Annotated in this window: 21 protein-coding genes and 1 riboswitch; of the genes, 12 read left to right on the top strand and 9 right to left on the bottom strand. The window is 69.0% G+C overall.

From position 1 onward, the window contains the following. The first annotated feature begins 19 nt into the window (after positions 1 to 19). A complete protein-coding gene (locus ASF87_RS11055) occupies positions 20 to 1267 on the top strand; it encodes an MFS transporter (protein WP_056375886.1) in 1248 nt (415 codons plus the stop codon). Positions 1268 to 1289: 22 nt separating this feature from the next. Next, positions 1290 to 2012, top strand: a complete 723-nt coding sequence (locus ASF87_RS11050; protein ID WP_056376464.1) for a DUF6882 domain-containing protein — start codon at positions 1290 to 1292, stop codon at positions 2010 to 2012. A gap of 20 nt (positions 2013 to 2032) precedes the next feature. Here the strand turns inward: ASF87_RS11050 and ASF87_RS11045 are convergent, their stop codons facing one another. After that, the gene (locus ASF87_RS11045; RefSeq protein WP_042539338.1) at positions 2033 to 2509 is read right to left on the bottom strand and encodes a DUF4188 domain-containing protein; all 477 of its coding nucleotides are present in this window, start codon (positions 2507 to 2509) and stop codon (positions 2033 to 2035) included. 66 nt (positions 2510 to 2575) lie between these two features. On the opposite strand from ASF87_RS11045, the gene ASF87_RS11040 reads away from it, so the two are divergent. Together ASF87_RS11040 and ASF87_RS11035 are read left to right on the top strand one after the other, a co-directional pair. Beyond that, the gene (locus ASF87_RS11040) at positions 2576 to 3136 is read left to right on the top strand and encodes a TetR/AcrR family transcriptional regulator (protein WP_235558926.1); all 561 of its coding nucleotides are present in this window, start codon (positions 2576 to 2578) and stop codon (positions 3134 to 3136) included. Positions 3137 to 3191: 55 nt separating this feature from the next. After that, positions 3192 to 3752, top strand: coding sequence for a hypothetical protein (locus ASF87_RS11035; protein WP_056375884.1), 561 nt, complete (start codon positions 3192 to 3194; stop codon positions 3750 to 3752). Between the two features lie 117 nt (positions 3753 to 3869). On the opposite strand, the gene ASF87_RS11030 is transcribed toward ASF87_RS11035, so the two are convergent. Continuing rightward, positions 3870 to 4748, bottom strand: coding sequence for a bifunctional methylenetetrahydrofolate dehydrogenase/methenyltetrahydrofolate cyclohydrolase (locus ASF87_RS11030; protein WP_056375882.1), 879 nt, complete (start codon positions 4746 to 4748; stop codon positions 3870 to 3872). Next, positions 4745 to 6019 carry a serine hydroxymethyltransferase gene (gene glyA / locus ASF87_RS11025; protein ID WP_056375879.1) on the bottom strand — a complete coding sequence of 425 codons (1275 nt, stop codon included), beginning with the start codon at positions 6017 to 6019 and terminating at the stop codon, positions 4745 to 4747. The genes ASF87_RS11030 and glyA overlap by 4 nt, the downstream gene beginning before the upstream one ends. Before the next feature lie 36 nt (positions 6020 to 6055). After that, a riboswitch (ZMP/ZTP riboswitch) is annotated at positions 6056 to 6140 on the bottom strand. A 52-nt stretch (positions 6141 to 6192) separates the two neighbouring features. On the opposite strand from glyA, the gene ASF87_RS11020 reads away from it, so the two are divergent. The 6 genes from ASF87_RS11020 to ASF87_RS10995 all read left to right on the top strand — a co-directional run bounded on the left by ASF87_RS11020 (position 6193) and on the right by ASF87_RS10995 (position 13728). Continuing rightward, positions 6193 to 7710, top strand: a complete 1518-nt coding sequence (locus ASF87_RS11020; protein WP_082508840.1) for a family 20 glycosylhydrolase — start codon at positions 6193 to 6195, stop codon at positions 7708 to 7710. Further along, positions 7707 to 8873, top strand: coding sequence for an N-acetylglucosamine-6-phosphate deacetylase (gene nagA, locus ASF87_RS11015; RefSeq protein WP_056375875.1), 1167 nt, complete (start codon positions 7707 to 7709; stop codon positions 8871 to 8873). Before ASF87_RS11020 ends, nagA begins: the two co-directional genes overlap by 4 nt. Before the next feature lie 526 nt (positions 8874 to 9399). Beyond that, positions 9400 to 11565 carry a sigma-70 family RNA polymerase sigma factor gene (locus ASF87_RS11010; protein WP_162238688.1) on the top strand — a complete coding sequence of 722 codons (2166 nt, stop codon included), beginning with the start codon at positions 9400 to 9402 and terminating at the stop codon, positions 11563 to 11565. A 30-nt stretch (positions 11566 to 11595) separates the two neighbouring features. After that, positions 11596 to 11967 (top strand): YrdB family protein, encoded by a 372-nt coding sequence (locus tag ASF87_RS11005; RefSeq protein ID WP_056375871.1) that lies wholly within the window; start codon positions 11596 to 11598, stop codon positions 11965 to 11967. Further along, positions 11964 to 13328: an FAD-binding oxidoreductase gene (locus tag ASF87_RS11000; RefSeq protein WP_056375869.1), complete on the top strand. Its 1365-nt coding sequence runs from the start codon at positions 11964 to 11966 to the stop codon at positions 13326 to 13328. The genes ASF87_RS11005 and ASF87_RS11000 overlap by 4 nt, the downstream gene beginning before the upstream one ends. Further along, the gene (locus ASF87_RS10995) at positions 13321 to 13728 is read left to right on the top strand and encodes an NUDIX hydrolase (RefSeq protein WP_042539321.1); all 408 of its coding nucleotides are present in this window, start codon (positions 13321 to 13323) and stop codon (positions 13726 to 13728) included. The genes ASF87_RS11000 and ASF87_RS10995 overlap by 8 nt, the downstream gene beginning before the upstream one ends. A 12-nt stretch (positions 13729 to 13740) precedes the next feature. Here the strand turns inward: ASF87_RS10995 and nagB are convergent, their stop codons facing one another. From nagB to ASF87_RS10970, 5 genes are all read right to left on the bottom strand, one after another. After that, positions 13741 to 14520, bottom strand: a complete 780-nt coding sequence (gene nagB, locus ASF87_RS10990; RefSeq protein WP_056375867.1) for a glucosamine-6-phosphate deaminase — start codon at positions 14518 to 14520, stop codon at positions 13741 to 13743. After that, the gene (locus ASF87_RS10985) at positions 14513 to 15478 is read right to left on the bottom strand and encodes an ROK family protein (RefSeq protein WP_200933720.1); all 966 of its coding nucleotides are present in this window, start codon (positions 15476 to 15478) and stop codon (positions 14513 to 14515) included. The genes nagB and ASF87_RS10985 overlap by 8 nt, the downstream gene beginning before the upstream one ends. Before the next feature lie 58 nt (positions 15479 to 15536). After that, positions 15537 to 16724: an ROK family transcriptional regulator gene (locus ASF87_RS10980; RefSeq protein ID WP_042539314.1), complete on the bottom strand. Its 1188-nt coding sequence runs from the start codon at positions 16722 to 16724 to the stop codon at positions 15537 to 15539. A gap of 79 nt (positions 16725 to 16803) precedes the next feature. Further along, positions 16804 to 20058, bottom strand: coding sequence for a family 20 glycosylhydrolase (locus ASF87_RS10975; RefSeq protein ID WP_056375865.1), 3255 nt, complete (start codon positions 20056 to 20058; stop codon positions 16804 to 16806). Continuing rightward, positions 20049 to 21266, bottom strand: a complete 1218-nt coding sequence (locus ASF87_RS10970; RefSeq protein WP_082508838.1) for an alanine racemase — start codon at positions 21264 to 21266, stop codon at positions 20049 to 20051. The genes ASF87_RS10975 and ASF87_RS10970 overlap by 10 nt, the downstream gene beginning before the upstream one ends. A 25-nt stretch (positions 21267 to 21291) precedes the next feature. Between ASF87_RS10970 and ASF87_RS10965 the strand changes: the two genes are divergently transcribed. Further along, positions 21292 to 21699 (top strand): RidA family protein, encoded by a 408-nt coding sequence (locus ASF87_RS10965; RefSeq protein WP_056375862.1) that lies wholly within the window; start codon positions 21292 to 21294, stop codon positions 21697 to 21699. Between the two features lie 96 nt (positions 21700 to 21795). Continuing rightward, positions 21796 to 23316 carry a L,D-transpeptidase family protein gene (locus ASF87_RS10960; protein WP_157550102.1) on the top strand — a complete coding sequence of 507 codons (1521 nt, stop codon included), beginning with the start codon at positions 21796 to 21798 and terminating at the stop codon, positions 23314 to 23316. Between the two features lie 154 nt (positions 23317 to 23470). On the opposite strand, the gene ASF87_RS10955 is transcribed toward ASF87_RS10960, so the two are convergent. After that, the gene (locus tag ASF87_RS10955; RefSeq protein WP_042539464.1) at positions 23471 to 25690 is read right to left on the bottom strand and encodes an NADP-dependent isocitrate dehydrogenase; all 2220 of its coding nucleotides are present in this window, start codon (positions 25688 to 25690) and stop codon (positions 23471 to 23473) included. Positions 25691 to 25809: the final 119 nt, after the last annotated feature.

Genomic DNA, 25809 nt, shown 5'->3' with positions numbered 1-25809 from the left:
AGAGAAGCGAGGCGCCGTCATGATCCGCGCCCTCGCCGCGATGCAGGACCGCGGATTCCGCTGGTTCTTCCTCGCCCGAGCCATCACCCTGATCGCCGGCTCGATGTCGTCGATCGCTCTCGCCTTCGCGGTGCTGGAGATCGACAACGATGCGCGATCGCTGTCGCTCGTGCTGGCTGCCTTCACTGTCAGCAACATCGTGTTCCTGCTGTTCGGCGGGGTGATAGCCGACCGGCTCCCGCGCGCGCTGATCATCCAGTCCTGCTACGTCATCGACATCATCACGGTCGGGGTCATGGCCGCGCTGCTCTTCACCGGCACGGCCACGGTTCCGCTGCTGGCGCTGCTCTCTGTCGTCAACGGCGCATCGACCGCGTTCGTGTTGCCGGCGATGCAGGGCATCATCCCGCAGCTGACCTCTGCTGAGCACCTGCAGCAGGCCAACGCCATGCTCTCGTTCGTGCGCTCGGCGACGACGATCGGCGGGCCGATCATCGCGGGCATCGTGGTCGCCACCGCAGGGCCCGCCTGGGCGATGGTCGTGCAGGCGATCGGATGGGTCATCGCGATCCCCGTTCTCGCGATGGTGCGGCTGCCGCCACCCGATCACGGCGGCGGGACCACGATGTTCCACGACCTCCGCGTCGGCTGGCAGGAGTTCTGGAGCCGCACGTGGCTCTGGGTCATCGTGATCGCGTTCATGGTGATGAACGCGATCCACATCGGGGCGTGGGGTGTCGTCGGCCCGTACATCGCGAAGAACGACGAGCGACTCGGCATCGCGGGCTGGGGGTGGGTCGTCAGCGCCGAAGGCGTCGGCATCCTGCTGATGACCCTCATCCTGATGTGGCTGCCCCTGAAGCGACCGCTGCGCTACGGGATGATCGGCATGGCCGCGTTCGCGATTCCCCTGACTGTTCTCGGGGTGCACCCGGCCGTGGTCCTCCTGGCGATCGCCGCGTTCATCGCGGGTGCCGGCGTCGAGCTCTTCAGCACCGGCTGGAATCTCGCGATGATGGAGAACATCCCCGGAGACAAGCTCTCGCGCGTCTCGAGCTACGACATGCTCGGCAGCTACGTCGTGATGCCGATCGGCACTCTCGTGTACGGCTGGCTGATCACCCACAGCGACGTCGAGACGGTGCTCGTCACCTCGGCGATCCTCTATGCGTCGATCGCCGTCGCAACGCTGATCGTGCCCAGCGTGTGGCGCATGGGTCGGCCGGCAGGTGCCCTCTCCGCACAGGAGGAGTTGGCGGATTCATAGCAATCCGGGCGAGACTGTGGGCATGACCTTCGCCGCGCTCCAGCCGCTCGCAGACCGTGCTGCACTGTTCTCCGCCCTCCGTCAGGATTCCCTGGCCACCGCCCTCGAGGACCTCGGCGACAACCGCTGGGATGCCGACATGGCCGCCGGAACGCTGACCTTCACGTCGAACGCCGACTCCGCGCGCCAGCTCGTCGCCCGCGCCCACCTCGTCGCGACGATCGCTCCGGGGCCGCGATCGCTGCTCTGGGCGTGGGCGCACCCGCAGGGCGACCCTGCCGGCGTCGCAGCCCAGCTCCGCGACTACGGCGTCCAGCACGGCATCGTCGAGCTGAGCGAGACCGAGCTCCCCTTCCCCGCCGACGCCGCGGGCGACGCCGAGTGGATCGCCGCCGCCGCCCACACCGTCGGCACGGTGGCCGTCGAGCTCACCGGCCGCGCCCCCTACTACCTGGCTCCGGTGGGCGGTGGCACCTACGCGGTGTTCCTGCTCGATGCACCGCTCCCGCCGCTCACGGTCGCCTCCGCCGCGATCGTCCTCCCTCGCATCCTCTCGACCGTGGCTCTGCCCGACGCCCGCACGGCCGTGTGGGATGCCGCGCGCCTCGCCGGGTGGAACCTCACCTGGTCCGACGAGGCCTTCTCGGGCGCCACGGTCGCCGATGCGACAGGAACCGCGACGTTCCGCTTCGACGAGCAGGCGCGCATCACGAACATCGAGAGCAGCCTGCACCCGCAGGCCTGACCCCTCGCGAGAGCAGCGCGTCAGCGACCCAGTCGCTGGCGCGCTGTCTTCGTCCCGGAGCCGACCGGCGCATGCGCCGTGGCCGCCGCCAGCCCGAATGCCGGCATGTCGACGTACACCGCCTCGAGGTCGGCGACGGGCACCTGGTAGGTCTCATGCCAGACGCCCACGCTTCCCGTGCCCTGCAGCGTCCGCATGAAGTCCCGCCAGGGCTGCAGATGCGGCGCATCGCGGTCGGCCGCGAATCGCTGCAGGTGCTCCGGACTCTCCCAGTACGACAGCAGGATCGTCGTGCGCCCGAACCAGCTGTGCGCACCGAGCATCCCCGCGTCCGGATGGGTCGCGAGGTGCTGCAGCATCGGCGGCATCTTGCTGGCGGTCCACCACACCTTGCCGAGCTGCCACCAGCGGTTGGCACGCATCCCGATCAGGAAGACCGTGACATCCGATCGGTCGGGGGCCGCGGTGAATCGACCGGGGAAGACCTGCTGAGCCATGAGCCACTCCTTGGAACGTCGTTATGTAACTGCGTTATGCAACAACGTTACGATAGGATCGATCGCATGGCAAGACCTCCTCTGTACGACGACGCTCTGCGCGATCGTCTGCTCGCCGCGACAGCCGAGATGGTCGACGACAAGGGGCCCGAGCGCATCAGCCTGCGCGATATCGCACAGAACGCCGGCACGTCGACCTCGGCCGTCTACGCCCTGTTCGGCGGCAAGGCCGAGCTGCTCGTCTCCGTCATCGAGCACGGCTTCGCCTCGTTCGGTGAGGCGCAGGCTGCGGCCGAGTCCGAGGGGCTGCGCGCGCTCGGACTCGCCTATCGGTCATGGGCGATGACCAACCCTGCGCTCTACCGCCTGATGTTCGGCGGGGGCGTGGCGACCGAGGACTGCCGACCCGACGAGGCGACCATGAGCACGGCGATGGCTCCGCTGATGCGCGCACTTGCGGCACGCGTCGACGAGCCGGACGTAGCGACCGCCGCCCTCACCGTCTGGGCACAGGTGCACGGCGCTGTGAGCCTCGAGCTCGCCGGCGTGACTCCCCCGCTGGTTCCGTGGGACTCGGTCTACGGCGCGGTGGTGGATGCGGTCGAACGCGCCTTTCCTGCACGCTGATCCGTCTGCGCCATCGGAGATGCCGCGGCACCCGAGAGTGTGGAATTCTGGTCAAATGAAGAACGGAATCGTCCGATTCGCCGCGCTCTACGTGTTCAACGTGGCGGTCCTGCTGCTCATCGGCCTGCTGTCCGCCGGGGTCTCGGTAGGATTCAACGCGCTCTGGGCCGCGGTCGTCCTCACCCTTGCGGCGCTCTTCGTGAAGCCGCTGCTCACCGGCGCGTTCCGCAAGGCCGCGGCCAAGTCCGCCGCCGACCGCACGAAGACCGGAGAGAAGGTCGTGCAGTACGTCCTCGTCTACCTCGTCGAGCTCGTCATCTGGGTGGCCGTCGTCTGGCTGAGCGGCGTCCGAGCCTCCGGATTCTGGAGCTACGCGCTTCCCCCGCTCTTCCTGCTGTTCGGCTGGATGATCTACGACCAGGTCGACGACAGGCTCCGCGCGAAGGCGAGTGACCTGTACGACGTCGTGCAGGCGAAGGTCTCGGGTTCGGGAAAGAAGTCTGCGCCCGTTTCCACCGCCCCCTCCGCGGAGTCACCCGCCACCGCCGAAGCGCGCGCGGAACTCTCCGACGGGCTCACCCCCGAACAGCGTCGGATGCTCGACGAACTGGGTTGACGGCCCCACGGCGGAGCCTCGGCATCCGCGCCGCATTGCAGATGTGCAGAGAGGTCGCAGGGATCCGTGGACTCCCTGCGACCTCTCCGAGGTTCTGCGGTTGGACAGCCCGTCGGCTCAGACGAGCCGCTCGGCCGCCTCTACGACGTTGGTCATGAGCAGCGCGACCGTCATCGGGCCGACGCCGCCGGGGTTGGGCGAGACCCAGCCCGCGACCTCTGCGACATCGGGATGCACGTCTCCGAAGACCCTGTTCTTGCCCGTCTCAGGGTCGACCTCACGCGTCACACCCACGTCGAGCACGGCGGCTCCCGGCTTGACGTCTTCCGCACGGATGAGGTGCTTCACCCCCGCAGCCGCGACGATGACATCGGCCTCCCGCAGGTAGCGCGGCATGTCGACCGTGCCGGTGTGCGTGAGCGTGACCGTCGCGTTCAGGTCACGCCTCGTCAGCAGCAACCCGATCGAACGACCGATGGTCACCCCGCGTCCGACGACCACGACGTGCTTGCCCGTGAGGTCGTAGTCGTTGCGCAGCAGCAGCTCGATCACACCGCGCGGCGTGCACGGCAGCGGGGTGTGGATCGGGCTGTTGACGTTGAGCACGAGCCTGCCGAGGTTGGTCGGGTGCAGGCCGTCGGCATCTTTCGCGGGGTCGATCCGCTCGAGGATCGCATCCGTGTCGATGTGCTTCGGCAGCGGCAGCTGCACGATGTACCCGTGGCACTCCGGGTCGGCATTGAGCTCGTCGATCAGCGCTTCGACGTCGGCCTGGGTGGCGTCGGCCGGCAGCTCGCGCTGAATCGAGTTCATTCCGATCGCCTCGGACTGACGGTGCTTCATGCCGACGTAGAGCTGGGATGCCGGGTCGGCACCGACCAGCACGGTCGCGATGCCCGGGACGATGCCCTTCGCCTTCAGTGCGGCGACACGCTCGGTCAGCTCGGCCTTGATCGCGGCTGACGCCGCCTTTCCGTCGAGGATCTTCGCGTTCACTGCTGCAGGTCCGGGTAGAGCGGGAAGACGGCGGCGAGCGCGTCGACACGAGCACGGAGCGCCTCGACGTCAGCCCCGGGCAGCAGCGCGAGAGCGATCACATCGGCGACCTCGGTGAACTCGGCGTCGCCGAAACCGCGGGTCGCGAGTGCCGGAGTTCCGATGCGCAGGCCCGAGGTGACCATCGGCGGACGAGGGTCGTTGGGCACCGCGTTGCGGTTCACCGTGATGTGGATGTCGTGCAGCAGGTCTTCGGCCTGCTTGCCGTCGATCTCCGCCTCACGAAGGTCGACCAGCACCAGGTGCACGTCGGTGCCGCCGGAGCGCACTCCGATGCCGGCATCCTGCACATCCTGCTGCGACAGACGCTCGGCGAGGATCGCAGCTCCGCGCAGCGTGCGCTCCTGGCGTTCCTTGAACTCGGGGGTGCCTGCGAGCTTGAACGCGGTCGCCTTGGCGGCGATCACATGCATGAGCGGGCCGCCCTGCTGTCCGGGGAAGACTGCCGTGTTGATCTTCTTCGCGATCTCCGGGTCGTTCGTCAGGATGAAGCCCGAACGGGGTCCGCCGATGGTCTTGTGCACGGTCGAGGAGACGACATGTGCGTGCGGCACCGGGTTCGGGTGCAGGCCTGCGGCGACGAGGCCGGCGAAGTGCGCCATGTCGACCCAGAGCAGGGCGCCGACCTCGTCGGCGATCGCACGGAACGCGGCGAAGTCGAGAGTGCGGGGGTAGGCCGACCACCCGGCGATGATGACCTTGGGCTTGTGCTCGACCGCGAGGCGACGCACCTCGTCCATGTCGATCGTCGAGGTCTCGGGGTCCACTCCGTAGGCGACGATGTCGTAGAGGCGGCCTGAGAAGTTGATCTTCATGCCGTGCGTCAGATGGCCGCCCTGGTCGAGAGCGAGGCCGAGCAGTGTGTCGCCGGGGCGGGCGATCGCGTGCAGCACGGCGGCGTTGGCCGATGCTCCCGAGTGCGGCTGGACGTTGGCGAACTCCGAGCCGAAGAGGTCCTTGGCACGCTGGATCGCCAGTGACTCGGCGACGTCGACCTCTTCGCAGCCGCCGTAGTAGCGGCGTCCGGGGTAGCCCTCGGCGTACTTGTTGGTGAGCACCGAACCCTGCGCCTGAAGCACCGAGACGGGGACGAAGTTCTCGGATGCGATCATCTCGAGGAACGTCTGCTGACGCTTCAGCTCGCGGTCGAGAACCTGTGCGATCTCGGGGTCGACCTCGGCGAGCGGGGCGTTGAAGTAACGATCGGTCATGACTTGCTCCTCTGACGACGGATTCGAAGGGGTATACCTATCGGCCCAGGCGCGCGGTCGAATTCCGTGGTCAGTCGCTCCCCGGTGGTAGTCCACCCAGACGCCAGTCGCGACGTGAGAAAGCATAGCGGATTTCCCTGTGCTGCCGACTCGGCGCAGGGTAGGTTTTGTTCATGGTCCTTCCCCATTCCATGCCCCTTGTTCCCCTCCCCTCCTCCGCCGTCGCCGGCGACGGTCGGTGGCCCGTCTCCGAGAGCACGCGAGTCATCGGTGACTCGCCGGCCGCGCGGCAGCTGATCGATGCCGCAGAGCGACGCAGCGGCATCCGCTTCTCCCACTCCACGGACACGACAGACCCGACCTCGGCGATCGTGCTGCGCGTCGACCCCGCCGTCGCCCCCGAGGGCTACACGCTCACGGTCGCCGGCTCCGTCGAGGTCGTCGGCGGCGACGAGGCAGGACTCTTCTACGGGGTGCAGACTCTGCTGCAGCTGCTCCGAGACGGCGACGAGGGGTGGGCGCTGCTGCACGCCGAGATCACGGACGCGCCGCGATTCGAGCGCCGCGGCGTGATGCTCGACGTCACACGGCACTTCTTCGACGTCGCCGAGGTCAAGAAGTTCATCGACAGCACCAGCGCTCTGAAGTTCAACCATCTGCACCTGCACCTCAGCGACGACCAGGGCTGGCGCATCCAGATCGACTCATGGCCCAAGCTCACCGAACTCGCGTCATCGACCGCATCGCTCGGCGATCCCGGAGGTTTCTACACGAAGGACGACTATCGCGAGATCGTGGCCTATGCGGCCGAGCGGCACATGCTCGTCATCCCCGAGATCGACCTTCCCGGCCACACGCACGCCATCGGCGTCGCGTATCCCGAGCTCGTCGAGGACCCGGTCATGAACGACAGCCTGATCGCCGAATCGGCGCGCCTCGGTCAGCCGCTCCCCGTGGCCGGCGAGCCCTACCTCGGGTGGGGCGTCGGACACTCGAGCGTCCGCATCCACGAGGAGCGCACGTACGAGTTCGTGCGCGACGTGGTGCGGGAGCTCGCCGAGATGACACCCGGTCCGTTCATCCACATCGGCGGAGACGAGTCGCTCGGCACCCCGCAGGCCGATTTCGATCACTTCGTCGAGCGCGCGACCGCGATCGTCTTCGAGGAGGGCAAGATCCCCCTGGCGTGGCACGAGGTCGGCGCGGCGAAGGACATCGCCGAGGGCACGATCGGCCAGTACTGGGGCAAGACCACGCCCGAGGGATCGCATGCCGCGGAGGCCGCGCACTTCGTCGAGCGCGGCGGCGCGCTCATCATGTCGACCGCCGACGTCGCCTACCTCGACATGAAGTACTCCGCTGACTTCCCGCTCGGGTTGACCTGGGCCGCGATCATCGACGTCCGCACGGCATACGAATGGGAACCGACCGCAGCGCTCGACGTGCCTGAGGCCGCGATCCTCGGCATCGAGGCTCCGCTGTGGAGCGAGACGACCCGCAGCCTCAGCGATGTCGAGCAGCTCGTGTTCCCGCGGGCCGCCGCCCACGCCGAGGTCGCCTGGTCGCCGCAGAGCGCTTCTGGCCGAGACTGGGAGTCGTTCCGCAGACGGCTCGGCGGGCTGGCCCCGCTGTGGAAGGCTGAAGGCGTCGATTTCCACCCCGCAGCCGAGATCCCCTGGAGCGAACGATGACCACCGATTCCGCAGCGACAGGATCGCTCGTCATCCACTCTGCCCGGCTGATCGACCACGGCACCGAGGTCGCAGACTCCTGGGTGCGGATGGAAGACGGCCGGGTCGTCGCCGTCGGAACCGGACAGTCGTGGAGCAGGGCAGACGAGGTCGTCGATGCGACCGTCGTCGCCGGACCGGATGCCGTGCTCACGCCCGGCTTCATCGACATCCACTGCCACGGCGGCGCGGGCGCCTCATTCGACGACGGCGCGGAGGCGATCCGCGCGGCTCGTGCTCTGCACCGTTCTCACGGCACCACGCGATCGGTGATCTCGCTCGTCACCGCGCCGGTGGACGCCCTCGCGCAGCGCGTCGCGGAGATCGCCGACCTGATGGAGACGGATGCCGACATCCTCGGCTCGCATCTGGAGGGACCGTTCCTCGACCCTGCGCACCACGGAGCACATGAGCCGTCGTTGCTGCTGGCTCCGGCGCGCGACGATGTCGCTCGACTGCTCGATGCCGGCCGCGGCACGATCCGGCAGGTGACGATCGCGCCGGAGCTGCCCGGTGGCCTCGACGCGGTCCGGCTGATCGTCGACGCCGGCGCTGTTGCTGCGGTGGGGCACACGAGCGCGGATGCCGAGACAGCGGTCGCCGCGTTCGACTCAGGCGCGACCGTGCTGACACACGCATTCAACGCCATGCCCGGCATCCACCATCGCGCGCCAGGGCCGGTGCTGGCCGCGGCCGGCGACCGTCGCGTGGTGCTCGAGGTGATCGCCGACGGCGTTCACCTCGATCCGCACGTGATCAAGCTCGTGTTCGACTCGGCACCCGGCCGCGTGGCGCTCGTCACCGACGCCATGGCTGCCGCGGGCAGTGCCGACGGCCACTACGACCTGGGCGCCGTGAGCGTCACGGTCGAAGACGGCATAGCGCGCGCGGACGACACCGGCTCGATCGCCGGGTCGACCCTCACTCAGGACGACGCGCTGCGCAGGGCGACCGCTGCAGGGGCGCCACTCGCGGAGGCCGTGCGCGCTCTCACCGAGACTCCGGCGGCCGCCATCGGATATGGTGACCGACTCGGCCGCCTCGCGGTCGGATACGTCGCCGACGCCGTGCTTCTGGACGCGCAGCTGCAGGTTGTGCGCGTGTGGGTGGGCGATCGCCCGTAGTCGGATGTCGCGAGCCTGACGTCGAGCGACCCGATGTCGCGCGATCCGACGCCGCGAGCGAATCGAAGTGCAGAGGTGCTCTGCCGCCACGCCGCCGAAGTGGGTGAAGGGCCGCCGTTCCCCAGATCGGCGGCCCTGTCACATTTCCCTCCCCTGCGCGAGAGCTGGCGGGTCGAGCGCTCCTCCCCCGAGGTGCCCGACCCGCCATGCCGGTGCACTTACCCCTTGCACCAGCGCCTGAGCTCCGCCCCCCGGTGGAGCCCCATGGCTGTCTCACCTGATGAGACGAAGGCGATGCCGATTCATTACGCGGTTCCCCGGATCTTTTTTTGAGGTTGTCCTCAAGAATCGATCGATCTGCGCGTGACCAGGACTTTATCGGGGCAGGCAGTTCGCGGCCGGTTTCTCGGAAGGGGTGGCAAGCCTGGGAGATTGGAGAGAGAATGGGAGACGGCGCGTGATGAAAATGGGGTTCACGCGTCTCTTCATGTGGAGGCGCACCCGCGCTCCACGACAGATGGATGACATGGATCAGGACAGCACTTCGCACGAGGAAACGATCGCCGACGCCGATCTCGTCCTGCGCACCCGCTCGGGTGACGCAGCGGCCTTCGGCGAACTCTGGAGGCGGCACTACCCCTCCGGCATGTCCGTCGCCCGGTCGATCACGTCGTCGATCGACCCGGACGATCTCGTGCAGGAGTCCTACACCCGCATCTATCAGGCGATCGTCAAGGGCGGCGGGCCCAACGGCTCGTTCCGCGCGTATCTGTTCACGAGCATCCGCAACACCGCCGCGGCCTGGGGCCGCTCTCGCCGCGAGTCGGCCATCGACGAGCTCGACAGCGTCGCCGACCCCGACAGCACCGACCAGGCGGCCAACGAGGCCCTCGATCGCAGCCTGACCGCGCAGGCGTTCCGCAGCCTTCCCTCCCGTTGGCAGGAGGTGCTCTGGTACACCGAGATCGAGCAGATGAAGCCGCAGGAGGCGGCGACCCTGCTCGGCATGAAGGCGGGCGCCGTCTCGCAGCTCGCGTTCCGCGCGCGCGAAGGGCTTCGCGAAGCATGGATCCAGGCCCATCTCCGCAGCGCAGCCGCGGGCTCCGACTGCCAGTGGACCATCGAGCATCTGGGCGCCTACTCGCGCGGCAACCTCAGCAATCGAGACCACAACCGTCTCGAGCAGCACCTCGAAGAGTGCGCACGCTGCATGATCGTCGCCGCTGAGGCCAAGGACGTGTCGAAGCGGCTGGCGCTCGTGCTGCTCCCGCTCGTCCTCGGCATCACGGGTTCCGCAGGTTATCTCGCCACGCTGCAGGGCGGCGGCACCCCGATCGTCGCGCTCGCGGCCATGCCTTCGGGAATCACCGAGGGCGCGGTCGTCGTCGCGGGAGGCGCGACAGCCGCGTCCTCGAGCGGTGCAGCAGGCGGCGGTACGACGGGCGGTGGCGGTGCAGCAGGCGGCGGTGCAGCAGGCGGCGGAGCCGGTGGTGCGACCAGCGGCGGCATCTTCAGCGGTGTCGGCGCGCTCGTGGGCGCTGGCTCAGCCGCTCTCGTGGTCGCGGGTGTCGTAGCGGCTGCCACCATCATCCCGAGCCTCACCGGCGCGTCACCAGCGGCATCGCTGCCCAGTGCCGGCGACAGCGACTCCTCGTCGATCAGTGCCGATGTCGGACCCGACGAATCGATGTCCGACGAGAAGACGCCGATCGTCGACGATGCGGAGACCGAACCCGAACCGGTCACGCCGCCGGTTGAGGCGCCCGTCACCCCTGAGCCGGCCGAGGACATCGCGCCCGCTATCGTCGCGCCGTCGGCTCAGGTCGAGACATCGAAGCCGGCTCCGGAAGACGATGTCCCCGGAGAAGAGACTCCCGGTGAAGAAACTCCCGGAGAAGAGACCCCCGGCGGCGAAACCCCCGGAGAAGAGACCCCCGGCGGCGAAACCCCCGGAGAAGAGACCCCCGGCGGCGAAACCCCCGGAGAAGAGAACCCCGGCGGCGAAACCCCCGGAGAAGAGAACCCCGGCGAACCGGCGGTCCCCACGACCCCAATCGTGGTCACCCTCGCCGACCTGTGTCTCGACGCTCGAGCCATCACCTATGTGACCCTGGACGTGTCCGGTGAAGCAGGTGCCGACATCGAGGCCCTGCTCGGTGGCAGTCACGGCGGTGCCGACAGCACATCGCTGAGTGACGCCGGAACCGGCACGATCGAGCTGCGCCCCGGACTCGTGCAGATCATCCTCGGCGCGACCGTCGAGATCCACTATGTGACGGAGGCCGGTCCGGTCCTGCCGGTCACCACGAGTCTCTCAGCGCTCGGGGTCACCCTCGAATCCGTCCTGCTCGCGCCTGCCTGCGGTGCGCCGGCCGAAGATCCCGCCGAGGACGCGCCCGCGGTCCCGACCCCGGGCGACACGGTCGTGCCTGCACCGGAGCCGACGGACGAGGCCGCACCCGCTGCACCGGACGAGGCCGCCCCCGTGGCTCCCGTCGAGGCCCCCGACGCAGAGGTCGCTCCCGAGACCCCGGCTCCCGAACCGGCCGCGCCCGTCGAGCCCTCCGCTCCGGTGGAGACGGCTCCTCCGGCCGAGCCGTCGGTCGAAGAAGAGACCGCTCCCGTCGACGAGACTGCGCCCGCAGTCGACGAGGCCGTTCCCGCCGCAGACGAGGCCGTCCCCGCGCTCTGACCCGCCATCTGCGGCGAATAGACTGGATCCATGTCCCAGGATCCCGCCTCCGTCCCCGGCGTCGACCGCCCGAACATCACCGCCCTCGACATCGTCCGATCGGTGGTCCTGATCGTCGCCGTGGGCACGCTCGCGCTGTGGGGATTCGCCCTGTGGCCGTTCCCCTGGAACATCGTCATCGGCATCGGTGCTCCCCTCGTCGTGATCCTGGTGTGGGCTCTCTTCCTCTCCCCGCGTCCTGTGCTGCGCCTGCACCCGTTCCTGCGGGTCGTCGTCGAGCTGCTGATCTACGTCGGGGTCACGATCGCGTGGTGGCTGATGGATCAGCCGATCATCGGCACCGCATTCGCCGTGGTCGCAGTCGGCGCCGGAGTGGTGAGCGGGCGGCGTCGCATCCGATGAGCGCTCTCGACCAGCTCGTCGCCGCACTCGGCGACATCGTCGACACCGATGCCACGATCCTCGAAGAAGCCCGCGCCGACCGGTCAGGGCACGCAGCGCCAGGTCAGCCCCTCGCGGTCGTGCATGCCGAGACCGTCGAACACGTCCAGACCGTGATGCGCATAGCCACCGGCACAGCCACGCCCGTCGTGGTGCGCGGGGCCGGCACCGGTCTCGCCGGTGCGGCGAACGGCGGCGAGGGAGAGATCGTGCTCTCCACCCGCCGTATGACCGCGATCCGCGAGATCCGCGCCGATGACCTGCTCGCCGTCGTCGAACCCGGCATCCTCAACTCCGACCTCAACGACGTCCTCGCAGAGCACGGACTCTGGTGGGCCCCCGACCCCGCCAGCCGCGCGATCTCGACCGTCGGCGGCAACATCGCCACCGGCGCAGGCGGGCTGCTCTGCGCGAAGTACGGCGTCGTGAAGGACGCCGTCCTCGGGGTCGACCTGGTGCTCGCTGACGGCCGACTGATGCGCCTCGGCCACCGCAGCGTCAAGGGCGTGACGGGGCTCGACCTCACCTCGCTCGTGATCGGCTCGGAAGGCACTCTCGGCGTGGTCGTCGGCGCCACGCTGAAGCTTCGCCGGCTCGTCGAGGGAGCCACCTGCACGGTGACGGCGATCTTCCCCGACGTGCGCACAGCGGCATCCGCATCCGCCGCGGTCACCGCCTCCGGTGTGCAGCCGGCGATCATGGAGCTGATGGACTCGGCGAGCCTCGCCGCTGTCGCCGCCCTGCTGGAGCTGCCCTCCCCCGCCGCCGGAAGCGCGCAGCTGACGATCCAAACCGATGGCCCGGCCGCCGTCGCCGAGGCGGCGACGATCGCGGAGATCCTGACCTCTCACCACGGTGCGACTCAGGTCTCGCACGACCGAGAGGAAGGCGAGCGCCTGCTGGCGATACGTCGCGCCATGCACCCTGCGATGTCCGCTCTCGGGACGACCCTCATCGAGGACGTGTCGGTGCCGCGCAGTGCGATGCCCGCGATGTTCGACGAGATCGCCCGCATCGAGAAGGCCTACTCGATGACCATTCCCACGGTGGCGCACGCGGGAGACGGAAACCTGCACCCGAACTTCATCTTCGAGGGCGCCGAGCCCCCCGCTGAGGTCTGGGCCGCCGCAGACGAGCTGTTCCGGGCCGCGATCGCCCTCGGTGGCACGCTGACCGGCGAGCACGGCATCGGAACCCTGAAGAGCCGCTGGCTGGCCGACGAGCTCGGAGACGACCAGTGGGAGCTGCAGCGTCAGATCACCCGGGTGTTCGACCCGCTCGGCATCCTCAACCCCGGCAAGGTGTTCGCACCCGATGCCTGACATCCACGTCAGCGCGGCGGTCATCGTCGACGACACCGGCCGAGTGCTGGTGGTCCGCAAGCAGGGCACGACGCGCTTCATGCAGCCCGGCGGCAAACCGGAGCCCGGCGAGACGCCGTCGCAGACGCTGATCCGCGAGTTGCACGAAGAGCTCGGCCTGCGCCTCGACGAGGCCGACCTCGAGCCCCTCGGCACGTTCGTCTCCGAGGCCGCGAACGAGCCGGGTCACCGGGTCGTGGCCGAGGCGTTCTCGGTGTCCATCGCCGCCGCCGAGGTGGTGGTGCAGGCCGAGCTCGCCGAGCTGCGGTGGATCACCCCCGCCGACGCCGAGACGCTGCCGCTGGCGCCGCTCAGCGTCGAGCACCTGCTGCCGCTCGCGTGGCCCGCAACGCGGGCCTGAGGATCGATCGGATCAGATGCCCTGCCAGCTCGGCTTGTTGGCGTAGGTGTAGCGGTAGTAGTCGGAGAGCTTGAGGCGAGACGCCGCGGCTTCGTCGACCACGACGGTGGCGTGCGGATGCAGTTGGATGGCCGAACCGGGGAGGATGGCCGACAGCGGCCCCTCGACGGCGTCCGCGACCGCCTGAGCCTTGCCCTCTCCGAAGGCGAGCAGCACGAGGTGACGCGCGCGCAGGATCGTTCCCAGACCCTGCGTGATGCAGTGCTTCGGCACGTCGTCGATCGAGTCGAAGAAGCGCGCGTTGTCTTCGCGCGTCTGCACGGTGAGTGTCTTGACGCGTGTCCGCGAGGCGAACGACGACCCCGGCTCGTTGAATCCGATGTGTCCGTCGGTACCGATGCCGAGGATCTGCAGGTCGACTCCTCCGGCTGCTTCGATGGCGGTCTCGTAGTCGTCGCCCGCGTGCTGGATCGTCTCCTGTGCGCCGTTGGGCACGTGGATCCGGCGCGGGTCGAGCCCGAGGGGCTCCACGACCTCGCGGGTGATGACCGAGCGGTAGCTCTCGGGATGAGCCGGGTCGAGTCCCACGTACTCGTCCAGCGCGAATCCGCGCACCTGCGAGACATCGCGACCCGCGAGCTTCTCACGCAGCGCCTTGTAGACGGGAAGAGGCGTCGAGCCGGTGGCGAGGCCGAGCACGGCATCCGGACGCCCGTCGACCAACTCGACGATCTCGGCGGCGACCAGTGCGCCTGCTGCTTCTGCGTTCTCGACGATGACGACTTCAGCCATGGGAAACGATCTCCTTAGAGGGGGTGGTTGCGCCGACGACCGCTGCCCCGAAGGCCGCGGCGGGAGAGCCGGCAGGGAGCAGTTCGATCCTGTCGTCCAGGTGCAGCGAGCGCATGAAGGGCGACGCCTCGGCGCCGGACTGGAGGGCTCTGCGGACGCCTGAGAAGAGTCTCTCTCCGAGCGAGGTGAGGCCGCCGCCGATGATCACACGTTCGACGTCTGCGGAGAGCACGAGGGCCCTGACCGCCGCCGCTGCGCCGTGGAACAGGTCGGCACGCAGACCGGCGGCGCGCTCATCGCCCGCCTCGGCCGCGTCGAGGATGTCGCGCACCGGCAACGCCCCCGGCCGATCCCAGGCGCGGGCGAGCGCGCCACCGCCGCAGAAGGTCTCGATGCATCCGCGCTGCCCGCAGCCGCAGAGCCGTCCGTTCGGGTCGACCGAGAGGTGGCCGACCTCGCCGGCGGTCCCCCGCGCGCCACGCCAGATCGTGCCGTCGATGACGATGCCGGCGGCGACACCCGTGCCGAGGTTGAGGTAGGCCATCGAGCCGTCGACGCCGCGCAGCACCGCAGCACCGAGCGCGGCCGCCTTCACATCGTTCTCGACTCGCACCGGGATCCCCAGCTGTCCACCGGCGAGACCGGCGAGATCCAGCGACTCGACACCGAGGTTCACGGCATGCAGGACTCGGCCGGTATCCGCGTCGACGAGCCCGGGGATGCCGACACCCACCGATTCGACGGCGGAGCGGGCGAACCCTCCGTCGACGGCGAGCGCGTCGACGGCATCGATGATGCTGACCACGACCGCCTCCTCGCCCCATCCGGTCGGACGGCGAAGGCGCGCCAGGATGTCTCCGTCGGGCGACACCGCCACGGCATCGATCTTGGTTCCGCCGACGTCCAGGCCCACTCGAATCGGCCGACCGGACAGGCCGACGGTGATCGCATCCGTCATCGGATGGCGCTCCTGCTCGTCTTCGGGTCGAGGCTGCGGTCGCGTCCGCAGATGCAGATCACGAGACGCCCAGCTGACTGGAGAGCACCATCACAGCGGCGCCGCGCAGAACGATGTCCTCCTGGTGGGTGCGTCGGATGAGCGCATCCTCAAAGACGCCCTCGAGCGTGCGCGCGTGCAGGGTCTCGACCGCAGCGTCGATCAGCACGCCGTCGAGCAGGTCCTCCGGGCCTGAGAGCACGACTTCGGACAGATCCAGGGCCGCCACGATCGGGGCTATCGCGATGCCCATGCGGGTGCCGGCGTCGCGGAGGATCTCGTCGCGCGACTCGGGAGCGGCCGCGATGGCCGGGCGCAGTCGCGTCTCGCTCAGCCAGGCTTCGAGACAGCCGTCCTTGCCGCACGCACAGCGGGGACCGCCGTCTGTGCCGACGACGACGTGCCCGATCTCGCCCGCGGCGAAGCGGCTGCCGAGAAGCGGCTGGCTGCCGGTGATGACCCCTGCTCCGACTCCTCGACCGATCTTGATGAGCATGAAGTCGGCCTTCGCCTCGCCGAACGTGTATTCGGCGAGCACCGCGGCGTTGGCGTCGTTGCGCACGAGCACCGGCAGGTCGAGATCGATGCCGAGCTTTGCTTCGAGAGGCAGGTTGCTCCATCCCAGGTTCGGCGAGCTGAGCACGACGCCGTCTGGGCGCACGACACCTGGGCTGCCGATTCCGACGCCGAGGATGGGCTGTGTCGCCGTCTCGGCGAGCGCGCGCGCGAGTTCGAGGGTGGCGGCGTAGGCGGCGTCACCGTCTGCACTCTCGGGCCGTGGCACTTCGCGGCGCTCGAGCACGTCGCCGTCGAGACTGAGCAGCGCGCCCACGAACGCGTGGGGGCCCGAGAGATCGAGCCCGATGATCTGATGACCGACACGGTCGATGTCGATGAGAATCGGAGGCTTGCCCGGTCCGACCGTCTCGCGCACTCCCATCTCGACGACGATCCCGTCGGCGATGAACTCGGCGACGAGGTCTGAGATGGTGACTCGCGTCAGGCCCGTCTCTCGCGAGAGGTCCGCCCGACTCATCGCGCCCGAGTGGTAGAGAGTCTGCAGAACCAGAGCACGGTTGTGGCCGCGAGCGTGCTCCGGGAGCACCTTCGATCGCGAACGCAGGTGGCGCCCCGGGCCGAAGGCGTGTGCGCTCGCGGCGACGTAATCTGGCGACGTCGAGGGACGCGATCCATCCGATACGGACATGTTTGTTAGTAGACCTTACGAACAAAAATTTCGCAACCCCTGCCTCAGTTAGCACAGGGAGGGTTACGGAAACGTTACATTATGCCGAGAGTACCCCGTCGGCGGTGCCATGGGACCCGGACAGGCGCTCCACGAGGCCCGCCACGATGTCCTGCCGAGCCTCACGGGTGAGGGGCTTCCCCGGTACTCCAGGACGCCTCTGCGTCGGCGTCGGACCGTCGAGAGGACGATACCGCACCCCTGACTCCGCGAGGCGTCTGAGGTGGATCGGAAGCCTGCGGGCGAACCCCTCGTACGGAGGAGGTTCGCCGCCGTCCCACAGCCGCTCGGCGATCGCGGCAAGACGGGGGAACATCGCGAAGTCGACACGGTCTCTCGTCGGGAGGTGCTCGGTCCACACGTTGGCCTGTCCTCCGGACGCGCCGTCCTCGACGCGCAGCGCATACGCGCGCTCGATCGGCAGCGGCGGTCCGACGCTGATCGGCTCCTCCCCCGATTCCGACTGCGGATAGTCGAGATACACCTCGAGGTCGGGGCACGCGATCACGGGGATGCCGCGCCGCAGCGCCTCCTGCATGGCGACGGGGCCCCGCCACGCGAGGACCTGCACTCCCTCGGGGACGTCGCCCTCGAGCACCTCGTCCCAGGCGAGGGCTGTGCGTCCGCGGCTGCGGACGTGCGCCACGAACTGATCCGTGAACCACGGCTGCACATCGTGCGGAGTCGCGAGACCGAGCTCGCGCATCCGTTGGCTCGCAGCGGCGCTCTGCGCCCACTCGGTCACCGGAACCTCGTCACCGCCGATGCCGATCCACGGAGAATCGAAGAGATCGCACAGCGCGTCGATCGCTGCCCGCCCGAAGGCGAGCGCCTCGTCCGTCGGAGCGAGCGTCCGCGGGTTCACTCCGAAGCGCGACCATGGCACGACGACAGGGTCGCCGACGTCGGTGTTGCCCAGCTCGGGATAGGCGGCGAGACCCGCCTGGATATGCCCCGGCAGCTCGACCTCCGGCACGACCGTCACGAATCTCTCTGCGGCGTAGGCGACAAGGCCGCGCAGCTCGGCATCCGTGTAGTAGCCCTCGTGCAGCCCCGCCTCCACGGTGGCGCGGGGCCCATGCCCCAGCTGCGTCTCCTCTCGGCGAGCGCCCACCTCGGTCAGACGCGGGAACCCCGGCACCTCGAAGCGCCATCCCTGGTCGTCGGTGAGGTGCAGGTGCAGGTGCGTGAGGTGGTGGTCGGCCATCAGATCGACCAGTCGCTCGAGATCTTCGACGGGGCGGAAATGCCGTGCGACGTCGAGCATCACGCCTCGCCAGGCGTAGGCGGGCGCGGACTCCCAGACCCCGGCGGGGATCCGTGCGCGATCAGCGCCCGGTTCGCGCAGCTGTCTCAGCAGGGTGACGCCTCGGAACACCCCGGCCGGGCTGGCACCCGCGACCTCGATCCGATGGGCGGCGACAGTAACCCGGAAGGCTTCTGCGCCCAGGCGCTCTCGGGCGAACGGCTCGTCTGCGAGGGACTCGTCGACGAGCAGGGTGATCGCGGGGGGCGAGTCCGGAGCCTCGCGGAGGTCACCGAGACGGGACGCGCTGATCGCGAGCGTGTCAGGAGCCATGACCGGTGTGCGAGCAGTCCAGTCGAAAGGGGCAGCAGCCGGGTCGATCACCGAGCGGATGTTCGGGACGGGCGCACGATGGGGCGCGGGAGTCATCGTCAGAGCGCGACCCGGTGTCGCGCCGGAAGTGCGACCCGCCGCCACCACAGGCACACCGGCGACGAGCACCTCGTCGATCCCCACCGGCGCGCGGTGCGGTTCATCGAACGTCGCCCCCGCCGAGATGGTCTCGGGATCGAACAGCACCAGATCGGCCGTCGCTCCCTCGCGGATCACGCCTCGTGGCGCGTCGCCCCGGTCGAGGCCCAGTCGCATCGCCGGCGTGCCGGACAGATGCCGAACGGCCTGTTCGAGGGAGAGGACCCCGAGCTCGCGCACGTAGTGCCCGAGATAACGGGGGAAGGTTCCCCGGCCTCGCGGGTGCGGTCGCGCCCCGATCAGGATCCCGTCGCTGCCGCCGCAGTGCCGCGGGTGCCGCATGATCGCGCGGACATTGTCCTCGTCGCCGATGTGCATCAGGATGCCGGTCGCACCGCCGTCTTCGAGGATCGTGTCCAGCACGACGTCGACGGCGCGTCTGCCAGACGATGCGGCGATCTCATCGACGGTGCGCCCGACGAGGTCTGCGAGGTCGGGCGCGGAGGTGCCGGAGATCTGGATCGCCGACCAGTCGGCGCGTTCGCCATGGAATCCGTCGCAGCCGATCTCCTCGAGCTCGACGCGCACGGCCTCGCGACCCGCCCTGTCGAGGGCGGCGATGGTCGCCAGCAGGTCTCCGCTCTCGGCGAGCCTGCTCGGAAGCAGGGCCGCCAGTGTCGTGGCGCCGGGAAGGTAGGGGTAGGTGTCGAGAGTGACGTCGACGCCGTCTTCGAGCGCCTCGTCCACGAGTGCCAGCAGCTCCGCCGCGCGCCCGCGGTTCGGCGCGAAGTTCATCGTCGCGTGCGTCAGATGGATCGGACACCCCGTGCGGCGGCCGATGTCGAGCGCCTCTCGATAGGCGTCGAGGGCTCCCCCGCCGTAGCTTCGCGTGTGCGGCGCCCAGTACCCGCCACGCTCGGCGACGACGCGGCAGAGCGCCTCCAGCTCGGCGGTGTCGGCGTACATGCCCGGGGTGTACGTCAGCCCGCTCGACATCCCGAACGCTCCCGCGTCGAGCGCCTCGCCGAGGATGCCCGACATCTCCGCGATCTCCTCGCGGGTGGCCGCGCGGTTCTCGTGGCCCACCACCATCATCCGCAGGTTGCCCTGAGGCACCAGGACGGCGGCGTTGGCCACCGACACCTCGTCGATCGCGGTGAGCAGGTCTCCCATCGAGCGCCAGGGGGCAGCGGAGGGCATGCCGTTCCAGCCGGCGATCTGAGCGGGGATCACTGCTGCTGCCGCATCGTCGAGCGGCGCGTAGCCGAGTCCGTCCTGGCCGAGCACCTCCGTCGTGACACCCTGCAGGATCTTGGCGTCGTGCGCGACTCCCTGCAGCACGGCCAGCTCGCTGTGTGCGTGCATGTCGATGAAACCGGGCGCGAGGACCAGCCCCGTGGCGACGATCTCGACCGCATCCGCCGGCAGCTCCAGCCGGTCCTCGTCGCCCTCGCGGATCACCGCCACGATGCGCGATCCCTCGACCGCGACATCGGCGACGAACTGCTCGGCGCCGGTGCCGTCGACCACCGTGGCGCCACGGTAGACCCGCACCGGCTTCTCGGTGCTCAGAAGCATGTCGCCACCGCTCCGATCACACGCGGATCTGCTGCATCCGGGTCGTCGATCACTGCCACCACACGCCACTTGTCGAAGGCCGTGCACGGGTGCGACAGCCCGAGTCGCACGACGTCCCCGACGGCGACACCCGCCCCGTCTGCGAGGTCGAGGAACGCGTGCTGATCATTGAGAGCGGTGATCCGTCCTGTGACCGACTGAGGCACGGGCAGATCGAGGTCGAAGGGCACGTCGCGTCGCCCCGCGTCCAGCAGCGCGAGTCCGTGCTCTGGCTGAGAGACGACGCGCGACCAGGCATGCATGGCCGACCGCAGCGGTTCCGTCGATGTCAGCGGACCGAACGGCGACATGCGCGAGTAGAAGCCGTCGTCGTGGATCTGGAATGCCCCCGAGCGCAGCACGATGTCGGCATCCCCGCGCTGCGGGGCCAAGACCGCCGCGGCTCGGTCGGGAAAAGCGCTGCCGCCTGCGCTGAGCACGGGGCGGACGTCGGGCGGGTAGGCGAGACGTCGATGCAGCTCGACCAGCGTCGACAGATAGGCGTCGACCGCCGCGACCGATGCGTCTTCCCGGTCGGGGCCGAACGGACCCTCGTATCCCGTGACGCCGGCGAGCCGCAGACCGGGTGCCGCGAGGATCGCCTGGGCGATGCGCTCGCCCTCGTCCACGCTGCGGGCACCGGTGCGGCCGCCCCTGCCGCCGAGTTCGACGAGCACGTCGAGCGGGCGGTCGGCGCCCTCGAGGGCGTCTGCGAGGATGCCGACGGTGTCGAGGGAGTCGGCCCAGCACAGGATCCGGAGGTCGCGATCCGCGGCGAGCAGATCGCCGAGGTGACGTGCGGCCGTGCCATCGGTCACCGAGTTCGCGATCAGCACGGTGGAGACCCCTGCCTCGACGGCGACCTCCGCCTGCCACGGCGTCGCGACCGAGATGCCCCACGCCCCCGCGTCGAGAAGTCGCTGCCACAGGGCCGGCGCCATCGTCGTCTTGCCATGGGGAGCGAGAAGCACACCCTGTCGCTCCGCCCACGCGAAGACGGTCGACTCGTTGTGCGCGAGCGCGGCCTCGTGCACCGTCAGAACCGGAGTGACGAGGTCGGAGACGTGCAGACCCGCCCCGGCGACCTCCGAGAGCCGGAGCCCCGCGGATCGCGAAGGGAAACCCTTCGCCCAGGTGCCGAGAACAGGATCCGGGATTTGTAGAGGCATCTAACAAGGCTACTAGGCTGGCCTCATGACCGCGAAGATCCGAGTGTCGACCGACGCCGCCCCCGCCCCCGCCCACACCTTCTCGCAGGGCATCCGCAAGGGCCCGATCGTGCAGGTCTCCGGTCAGGGTCCCGTCGATCCCCAGACGAACGAGTATCTCTTCCCGGGCGATGTCGCGGCTCAGACCACGCGCACCCTCGAGAACGTCAAGGCGATCGTCGAGGCCTCTGGCGCGACGTTCGACGATGTCGTGATGCTGCGCGTCTACCTGACCAAGCGCGAGGACTTCGCGATCATGAACGACGCGTACGGCGCCTTCGTGACCGCGCACACGACCAGCGGCGTCCTGCCGTCGCGCACCACCGTCTTCACCGGTCTCCCGCGCGAGGAGATGCTCGTCGAGATCGACGGCCTCGCGGTCGTCGCCGACTGACGCGAGAGGGATCTCCACAGGTCCACGGACCGTTGCCTCCCCGTTATACGCGATCGCGTAGCATATCGGTAAGGACACGCGAGAAACCGGGGGGTGATGTTCGTGACCGATCTGATCTCAGCGCAGGATGCGAAGACCGAGAAGCTGACCGAGGCGACCGCCTCCGGTGACCAGCTGCAGAACGGCGCGCCCGGCGACTCCGGCAATGCTCCCACCGACTCCCAGCCGCCGAGCAGCGGCGACCGGGAGCTCGCCTGGGCACCGAACGAGCCCGCTCCCAAGAAGAAGCGTCTCGGCCTGTGGATCGGCCTCGGCGTGGGAGCCCTGGCCATCGGCGCAGGCGCCGCATCGATGATCCTGATCGCCCCGGGCACGACTGTCGCCGGAATCCCCGTCGGCTGGCTCACTCCCGGAGCCGCCGCAGAGACCATCCAGGCTCACGTCGCCGAGACCGAGGTCACTCTCACCGGAGCCGGTGACGACATCGTCCTGACAGGAGCCGACCTCGGTGCCGCGATCGATGCGACCGCGCTCGCCGACGCGGCCTTCGCGGAGCGTCCGCTCTGGAACGTCACCGCATGGATGGGCGATCCCGTCGCCGGGGACATCACTCTCGACCCCGCCACCGCGGAATCCGCGCTGCGCGACGCGGTGCCGGCAAGCTTCGAAGACCCGGTCGATGCCGGCGTCGTCTTCGACGCCGCGGGCGGAGGCTATGCGATCACGCCTTCGGCACCGGGCACGGGCGTCGACGTCGACGGCCTCACCGCCGCGATCGTCGCGACGATCGCGGACGGCGGAAAGAGCCTCGAGTTCTCCGGCGCTCCGGCCGAAGCCGCCCCCGCCGTCACCGACGAGGACGCCACGACCGTTGCCACCTCACTGAACACGATGCTGGGTTCGATCGGCTTCTACATCGGCGAAGAGCGCACGGTCCCCGTCGACCCGGCGACCGCCTCGACCTGGATCTCGGTCGTCGATGACGAGGGTGAGCTGAGCGTCATCGCAAATGAAGCCGCGATCCAAGCGACGATCGACACCCTTCCCGCAGCCGTCAACCGGGAACCCGTCAACGCGACGAACATCGTCGACTCCGGGGGCGAGATCCTCCGCACCGTCGCCGAAGGCGCCAACGGCCGCACGATCGGCGACACCTCGAGCCTCGCATCCGACGTCGCGGCGAAGCTGGAGGCCGGCGAGGGCGTCTTCCCCATCGAGGTGACCGAGACCCCGTTCGAATCGGTCAACCTGGTCCGCAAGATCGATGTGGACCTGAGCTCTCAGACGGCGACTCTCATCGAGAACGGCGCCGTCGTCCGTTCGTGGGCGATCTCGTCGGGCAAGAGCGCGACGCCCACCGACACCGGCAACTTCCGGGTCTACGCGCATGTGCGCGAGCAGACGATGAAGAGCCGCGAGCCGGACGGGTCGATCACCGAGACGCCGAACGTCCCCTGGGTCACGTACTTCAACGGCGACGAGGGCTTCCATGGCACCTACTGGCACAACGACTTCGGCAACCCGCGTAGCCACGGCTGCGTGAACATGCCGATCGACGTCGCCAAGTACGTCTACGAGTGGTCGCCGGTCGGCCTCGAGGTGTCGGTCCACTACTGAGCCTCGCTCCCGACCGAGCTGGCGACTAGCCGGCACTGAAGGCCGCGGCCTTGCGTATCGCCCGGCTCTGAAGGCCGCGGCCTTGCGTATCGAGGAGAACGACGAAGGAGGGGCCGGATGCACATGCATCCGGCCCCTCCTTCGTCTGTCCATGTCAGCTCAGTGCGTCGACGATGCCGTTCAGCGTCGTGGACGGGCGCATGACGGCCTCGACCAGTGCGTCGTCGGGGCGGTAGTAGCCGCCGATCTCGACGGGCTTGCCCTGCACGGCGTTGAGCTCGGAGACGATCTTCTCCTCGTTCTCCGCGAGCGTGGCGGCGATCGGCGCGAACGACGCCGCGAGCTCGGGGTCCTTCGTCTGCGCCGCGAGCTCCTGCGCCCAGTAGAGCCCCAGGTAGAAGTGGCTTCCGCGGTTGTCGATCGTGCCGAGAGCGCGACCAGGAGAGCGGTCCTCTTCGAGGAAGGTTCCCGTCGCAGCGTCCAGCGTCTCCGCGAGGACGCGGGCCTTCTCGTTGCCCGTGCGGTCTGCGAAGTGCTCGAGCGATGCGGCCAGCGCGAAGAACTCGCCCAGGGAATCCCAGCGCAGGTAGTTCTCCTCGACGAGCTGCTGCACGTGCTTGGGTGCAGAGCCACCGGCACCGGTCTCGAACAGTCCGCCGCCTGCGAGCAGCGGGACGATCGACAGCATCTTGGCGCTGGTGCCGACCTCGAGGATCGGGAACAGGTCGGTGAGGTAGTCACGCAGCACATTGCCCGTCACCGAGATGGTGTCGAGGCCGTGACGCATGCGCGCGAGCGTGTAGCGGGTGGCCTCTTCGGGGGCGAGGATCGTGATCGTGAGCCCCTTGGTGTCGAGCGTCGCGAGACCCTGGTGCACCTTGGCGATGATCTGCGCGTCGTGCGAGCGGTTGGCGTCCAGCCAGAACACCGCGGGCGCTCCCGAGGCGCGAGCGCGCGTGACGGCGAGCTTGACCCAGTCCATGACCGGAATGTGCTTGGTCTGCGTCGCGCGCCAGATGTCGCCGGCGCCGACCTCGTGCTCGATCAGCACGGTGCCCTCGCTGTCGAGGACCTGGACGGTGCCGGGAGCGGCGATCTCGAAGGTCTTGTCGTGGCTGCCGTATTCCTCGGCCGCCTGGGCCATGAGCCCCACGTTCGGCACGGTGCCGATCGTGGCGGGGTCAAGCGGGCCGTTCGCGATCACATCGTCGATGACGGCCTGGTAGACGCTCGCGTACGAGGAGTCCGGGATCACCGCGAGGGTGTCGGCCTCGCCGCCGTCCTCGCCCCACAGCTTGCCGCCATTGCGGACGAGCGCGGGCATGGAGGCGTCGACGATCACGTCGCTGGGCACATGCAGGTTCGTGATGCCCTTGTCGGAGTTCACGTACGAGACGCGCGGGCCCTCGGCGAGGGCGCGGTCGAAGGCTGCGGCGATCTCCTCGCCGCCGGCGATGCCGCCGAGACCCGAGAGGATCGACCCGAGACCGTCGTTCGGGTTGAGGCCCGCCTCAGCGAGCTTGTCACCATACTGAGCGAACACGTCCTTGAAGAACACCCTCACGACATGGCCGAAGATGATCGGGTCGCTGACCTTCATCATCGTGGCCTTGAGGTGCACCGAGTAGAGGATGTCGTCGTTCTTCGCCGTCTCCATCGTCTCGGCGAGGAAGGCGTCGAGGTGTGCGGCCGAGAGGAACGTGGCGTCGATGATCTCGCGCGGAAGGACCTTCAGCCCCTCCTTCAGAATCGTCACGGTGCCGTCAGCGGCGGTGTGGCGGAAGCTCAGGACGTCGTCGTGTGCGGCGACCCAGGAGCGTTCGTTGTGCTTGAAGTCGTCGTGACCGAGCGTCGCGACGCGGGTCTTCGAGCCCTCCGCGAACGGCTTGTTGCGGTGCGGGTGCTTCTTGGCGTAGTTCTTGACTGCCAGAGGCGCTCGGCGGTCGCTGTTGCCCTCGCGCAGCACGGGGTTGACCGCAGAGCCCTTGATGCGGTCGTAGCGAGCGCGGACGTCCTTCTCCTCGAGGGAGGTCGGCTCGTCCGGGAAGTCGGGGATGTCGTATCCCTGCGACTGCAGCTCGGCGATCGCGCCCTTGAGCTGCGGGATCGAGGCCGAGATGTTCGGGAGCTTGATGATGTTCGCCTCGGGGAGCGTCGCGAGTCCGCCGAGCTCGGCGAGCGAGTCGCCCACCTGCTGTTCGGGCGCGAGCTTCTGCGGGAATGCGGCGAGGATGCGTCCGCCGAGCGAGATGTCGCGGGTCTCGACCTCGATGCCCGCCTGCCCCGTGAAGGCCTTGATGATCGGCAGGAAGGAGGCTGTGGCGAGAGCCGGTGCCTCGTCCGTGTAGGTGTAGATGATGGCGTCGTCGGTCACCAGGAGGTTCTCCGTTCGCGAGGGCATATTTGTCTCGATACCAAGATACCTGAGGCGCTCCCGGCGCACGTTCGCCGCGAGGAGGCGCCGACATCGACTTCCGGCATTCTGCGCGTGCG

Source organism: Microbacterium sp. Leaf161 (assembly GCF_001423645.1).
Taxonomy (GTDB): domain Bacteria; phylum Actinomycetota; class Actinomycetes; order Actinomycetales; family Microbacteriaceae; genus Microbacterium; species Microbacterium forte.
The sequence above is the reverse complement of the archived record's forward strand: the minus strand, read 5'-3'. Positions and strand labels throughout refer to the sequence as shown.

Excerpts from the sequence above, each read along its gene's own strand:
- ASF87_RS10970 (WP_082508838.1), bottom strand. The coding sequence starts at position 21,266 with ATGCCTCTACAAATCCCGGATCCTGTTCTCGGCACCTGGGCGAAGGGT.
- ASF87_RS11045 (WP_042539338.1), bottom strand. The coding sequence starts at position 2,509 with ATGGCTCAGCAGGTCTTCCCCGGTCGATTCACCGCGGCCCCCGACCGA.
- ASF87_RS11055 (WP_056375886.1), top strand. The coding sequence starts at position 20 with ATGATCCGCGCCCTCGCCGCGATGCAGGACCGCGGATTCCGCTGGTTC.
- ASF87_RS10995 (WP_042539321.1), top strand. The coding sequence starts at position 13,321 with ATGCCTGACATCCACGTCAGCGCGGCGGTCATCGTCGACGACACCGGC.
- ASF87_RS11010 (WP_162238688.1), top strand. The coding sequence starts at position 9,400 with ATGGATCAGGACAGCACTTCGCACGAGGAAACGATCGCCGACGCCGAT.
- ASF87_RS11000 (WP_056375869.1), top strand. The coding sequence starts at position 11,964 with ATGAGCGCTCTCGACCAGCTCGTCGCCGCACTCGGCGACATCGTCGAC.
- glyA (WP_056375879.1), bottom strand. The coding sequence starts at position 6,019 with ATGACCGATCGTTACTTCAACGCCCCGCTCGCCGAGGTCGACCCCGAG.
- nagA (WP_056375875.1), top strand. The coding sequence starts at position 7,707 with ATGACCACCGATTCCGCAGCGACAGGATCGCTCGTCATCCACTCTGCC.
- ASF87_RS10985 (WP_200933720.1), bottom strand. The coding sequence starts at position 15,478 with ATGACGGATGCGATCACCGTCGGCCTGTCCGGTCGGCCGATTCGAGTG.
- ASF87_RS11005 (WP_056375871.1), top strand. The coding sequence starts at position 11,596 with ATGTCCCAGGATCCCGCCTCCGTCCCCGGCGTCGACCGCCCGAACATC.
- ASF87_RS11020 (WP_082508840.1), top strand. The coding sequence starts at position 6,193 with ATGGTCCTTCCCCATTCCATGCCCCTTGTTCCCCTCCCCTCCTCCGCC.
- nagB (WP_056375867.1), bottom strand. The coding sequence starts at position 14,520 with ATGGCTGAAGTCGTCATCGTCGAGAACGCAGAAGCAGCAGGCGCACTG.
- ASF87_RS11040 (WP_235558926.1), top strand. The coding sequence starts at position 2,576 with ATGGCAAGACCTCCTCTGTACGACGACGCTCTGCGCGATCGTCTGCTC.
- ASF87_RS10980 (WP_042539314.1), bottom strand. The coding sequence starts at position 16,724 with ATGTCCGTATCGGATGGATCGCGTCCCTCGACGTCGCCAGATTACGTC.
- ASF87_RS10975 (WP_056375865.1), bottom strand. The coding sequence starts at position 20,058 with ATGCTTCTGAGCACCGAGAAGCCGGTGCGGGTCTACCGTGGCGCCACG.
- ASF87_RS11050 (WP_056376464.1), top strand. The coding sequence starts at position 1,290 with ATGACCTTCGCCGCGCTCCAGCCGCTCGCAGACCGTGCTGCACTGTTC.
- ASF87_RS11035 (WP_056375884.1), top strand. The coding sequence starts at position 3,192 with ATGAAGAACGGAATCGTCCGATTCGCCGCGCTCTACGTGTTCAACGTG.
- ASF87_RS10965 (WP_056375862.1), top strand. The coding sequence starts at position 21,292 with ATGACCGCGAAGATCCGAGTGTCGACCGACGCCGCCCCCGCCCCCGCC.
- ASF87_RS10960 (WP_157550102.1), top strand. The coding sequence starts at position 21,796 with ATGTTCGTGACCGATCTGATCTCAGCGCAGGATGCGAAGACCGAGAAG.